This window comes from Paraburkholderia sp. SIMBA_053 (assembly GCF_046534895.1).
Classification (GTDB): domain Bacteria; phylum Pseudomonadota; class Gammaproteobacteria; order Burkholderiales; family Burkholderiaceae; genus Paraburkholderia; species Paraburkholderia caledonica.
The window spans coordinates 1-460 of record NZ_JAWRXU010000107.1 but is presented as its reverse complement, the minus strand read 5'-3'; the positions used below and the strand labels follow the sequence as shown (position 1 = coordinate 460).

At 62.8% G+C, this 460-nt stretch carries 1 pseudogene; it reads right to left on the bottom strand.

The window, feature by feature from the left end:
- A pseudogene (locus SB753_RS34775) lies at positions 1–306 on the bottom strand (hypothetical protein); the annotation flags it as partial.
- Between the last annotated feature and the right edge of the window lie 154 nt (positions 307–460).

Genomic DNA, 460 nt, shown 5'->3' with positions numbered 1-460 from the left:
CCACGCGATGACGGCAAACAGAGCCGTCGCTCTCACAAACCGCTCGAGTGTGCCGAACTGGCGCGCCTCGATACGGCAGCCGCTTTTGAGCACACGGTGCCACGTCTCAATGGTCCAGCGTCTGGCGTACCAGGCCAGCCGTTCGAGAACTTCTTCAAGCGAGCTCGTGGGCACCGAACTCAGCAGCATCCATTCAAGCGGTTCAACGCCGCGCGCGGGATTATCCTCAATAGCATGAATGGCAAAGACGTCCACCTCAGGCAGGCTGCGGCGGCTCGCGCGCGCCCTTGGAGATTGCAGTCGCACGCTCGCACAACGCAACGTCAGTCGCGCTGTGCGCTGAGCAACCTTGCCTCGGGTTGGCACCCGCAGCTCAGTGTGGCCACGGGGCGTGGTAGCCAGAACAGCTTCCCAAAGGTAGCCTTGCGGATGACGCGCTACACGGTTGTGTGTTGCGCGG